The sequence below is a fragment of the Streptomyces anandii JCM 4720 genome (assembly GCF_014650655.1).
Classification (GTDB): domain Bacteria; phylum Actinomycetota; class Actinomycetes; order Streptomycetales; family Streptomycetaceae; genus Streptomyces; species Streptomyces anandii.
This window is the reverse complement of record NZ_BMVJ01000059.1, coordinates 1-3,418: the sequence shown is the minus strand read 5'-3', so window position 1 is coordinate 3,418 and position 3,418 is coordinate 1. Positions and strand designations below refer to the sequence as shown.

Here is a 3,418-nt window from a genome sequence, read left to right as displayed (position 1 = left end):
CTCTCCGCCCTCGCCCAGGAATCCGTCACCGACACCGAGGCCCTCGCCTTCCTCCCCCTCCTGCGAAAGGACCGCCCGGAAGCCGAAACCCTCACCACCGCCCTCGCCCACGCCCATACCCGGGGCATCTCCCTCGACTGGGAGGCGTACTACGCCGGTACCGGCGCCCGCCGCGTCGACCTGCCCACCTACCCCTTCCAGCGCCGCCGCTACTGGCTGGACGATGCCGTGGCCACCGCCATGGGCGCCGCCACGGGCAGTGCCCTGACGGACACCGCCGATGGATCAGTGGCGGACTCGGTCGACGCCCGGTTCTGGGAGGCGGTCGACAGCGCCGATCTCTCCGCTCTCACCGCGGAGTTGGCGATCGACGCGAGTCGTCCGCTGAGCGATGTGCTGCCGGCGCTGTCGGAGTGGCGCAGGCAGCGGCAGGAGCAGTCGGTCGTGGACGGCTGGCGCTACCGGGTCGTCTGGAAGCCACTGGCCGAGCCGGCCGTGGCCGGGCCGAACGGTACGTGGCTGGTGGTCGTACCCGCCACGATGACGGAGGACGTCCGCGTCCGGGAGGTCGTCGACGCGCTGGGCGCGTCGGGCGCGACCGTGCGGCGGATCGCACTGACGGACGGCGATCTCGGAGATCCCGCCCGTCTTGCGGACCGGCTGCGCGAGGCGGCCATGGCGGGAGAGGCGGCGCAGGGTGTGCTCTCGCTGCTGGCTCTGGACGAGGGCTCGCACGCGGAGTACCCGGCGGTGTCGCGGGGCGTTCTCTTCACCGCGGAACTGGCGAGGGCGCTCGGAGAGGCGGATCTCGGCGCCCCGCTGTGGTGCGTGACGTCCGGAGCGGTCGGCACCGGGCCGTCCGACCAGCCGCGCAGCGCCGCGCAGGCGCAGGTGTGGGGGCTGGGCCGGGTGGTCGCGCTGGAGCATCCCGAGTGGTGGGGCGGTCTGATCGATCTGCCCGAGACCGTCGACGCGCGTGCCACCGCCCGACTCACAGCCGTTCTGGCCGGAGCCGGAGCCGGAGCCGGAGCCGGAGCCGGAGCCGGAGCCGGAGCCGGAGCCGAGGACCAGCTCGCCGTGCGGACGTCGGGCGTGCTGGCGCGGCGCTTGGCGCACGCGTCGGATGCGGATCACGACACGCCTCACGCCTCCGCCGGAAGCGCCTGGAAGCCGCGCGGCACCGTGCTGGTGACCGGCGGAACCGGGGCACTCGGCGCCCACGTGGCCCGGTGGCTCGCCCGCAACGGTGCGGAACGCCTGGTGCTGACCAGCCGACGCGGACCCGACGCGCCCGGAACCGAGGCGCTGACGGCCGAGTTGAGCGCGATGGGCGCCGAAGTGACGGTCACGGCGTGCGATGTCACCGACCGGGGTGCCGTCGCCGGGCTGCTCGCCGAGATGCCGGATCTCACCGCCGTGGTGCACACGGCCGGCGCGGGACAGTACGCACCGCTGGCCGAGACCGGTCCCGCGCAGGTCGCCGAGTTGATGGCCGCCAAGGTGGCGGGAGCCGCACATCTCGACTCACTGCTCGAAGACCGGCCCCTCGACGCCTTCGTGCTGTTCTCGTCGATCGCCGGAGTGTGGGGGAGCGGTGGCCAGGGTGCCTACGCCGCCGCCAACGCCTACCTCGACGCGCTCGCGGAGCGGCGCCGGGCACGCGGGCTGACGGCGACCTCGGTCGCCTGGGGACCGTGGGCCGACGGCGGCCTGGTGGCCGACGAGGACGCGGCGGAGCAACTGCGCCGCCGTGGACTGCCGGTGATGTCCGCCGAGCGTTCGATCAGCGCGCTGCAAAGCGCGCTGGACCGCGACGACACCTCGGTGACCGTTGCCGACGTGGACTGGGCGCGCTTCGCACCGGCGTTCACGGCCGCGCGGCCGCGTCCGCTCATCGCGGACCTTCCCGAGGTCCGGCGCGCGCTCGCCGGCCGGGCCGACACCGGGTTCGGCGGTGCCGCCGGCAACGCGGACGGGGCCGGGACCGGCATCGGGTCCGGGGCTGAGGGCGGCTCCGCAACCGCAGCCGCCGAGGCCCTGCGACAGCGGCTGTCCGGTCTGCCCGGCGCGGAGGCCGGGGAAGCACTGCTGGACCTGGTGCGTACACACGTCGCCGCGGTGCTCGGCCACGAAGGAACCACCGACGTGGCCGCCGGCCGTGCCTTCAAGGAACTCGGATTCGACTCGCTGACCGCCGTGGAACTGCGCAACCGCCTGGGCGCGGCCACCGGCCTGCGGCTGCCCGCGAGCCTGGTCTTCGACTACCCGACCCCGTCCGCTCTCGCCGAGCACCTGCGGACCGGGATCCTCGGCGAGCAGGGTGGCGCGCCCGCGCTCCCCGCGCTCGCCGAGATCGACCGGCTGGAATTCATTCTGACCTCCGTGGCCGGGGACAGCGCGGAACGCGCGAACGTCACCGCCCGCCTGGAGAAACTTCTCCTCAAGTGGAACGAGATCGAGAGTGCGGCCGCCGGCGACGACGACAGCGATGACCTCGAATCGGCATCTGCCGACGACATCTTCGACATCATCAACAACGAATTCGGACGCTCCTGACGTGATGAGCGCACACATTTCCGTTCTTGTTACGGCTCGTCCCAGGGGGTGACGTCTCGATGGCTACCGCGAACGAAGAAAAGCTTCTTGACAATCTGAAGTGGGTCACCAGCGAACTGCGCCGGGCCCGTCGCCGCCTCACCGAGATGGAGACGGACTCCCGGGAGCCGATCGCGATCGTCGGCATGAGCTGCCGGTATCCGGGCGGGGTGCGGTCCCCGGAGGACCTGTGGCGGCTGGTGGCCGCCGGCGGGGACGCCATTTCCGCCCTCCCCGGCGACCGGGGCTGGGACATCGACGGATTGGCCGACCCGGACCCGGACCGGAAAGGCACCTTCTACAACACCGGCGGCGGTTTCCTGGACGACGCCACGCAATTCGACGCCGAGTTCTTCGGCATTTCGCCGCGCGAGGCGCTGGCGATGGACCCACAGCAGCGAATACTTCTGGAGACGTCCTGGGAAGTGTTCGAAAGGGCCGGAATCGACCCGGCCGCGCTGCGCGGCAGCAGTACGGGGGTGTTCGTCGGAGCCGGTTCGATGGGATACGGCGCCGATCTGAAGGAGGCGCCGGAAGAACTCGAAGGGCTCATGCTGACCGGCGGCGCCACCAGCGTCCTGTCCGGCCGCATCGCCTACAGCTTCGGCCTCGAAGGTCCCGCGGCCACCATCGACACCGCCTGCTCGTCCTCACTCGTCGCCCTGCACTGGGCCGCGCAGGCACTGCGGCAGCGTGAGTGCTCGCTCGCGCTCGTCGGTGGTGTGACGGTGATGCCGTCGCCGGATGTGTTCGTGGAGTTCAGCCGGCAGCGGGGGCTGTCGGCGGACGGTCGGTGCAAGTCCTTCGCCGCCTCGGCGGACGG

At 72.2% G+C, this 3,418-nt stretch carries 2 protein-coding genes; both read left to right on the top strand.

The annotated features are described in order from the left end of the window. On the top strand, positions 1-2,556 hold a 2,556-nt coding region (locus IE249_RS35180), incomplete at its 5' end, for an SDR family NAD(P)-dependent oxidoreductase (RefSeq protein WP_189711540.1). A 59-nt stretch (positions 2,557-2,615) separates the two neighbouring features. After that, positions 2,616-3,418: beta-ketoacyl synthase N-terminal-like domain-containing protein (locus IE249_RS35175; RefSeq protein ID WP_189711538.1), on the top strand; the 803-nt coding region annotated here is incomplete at its 3' end.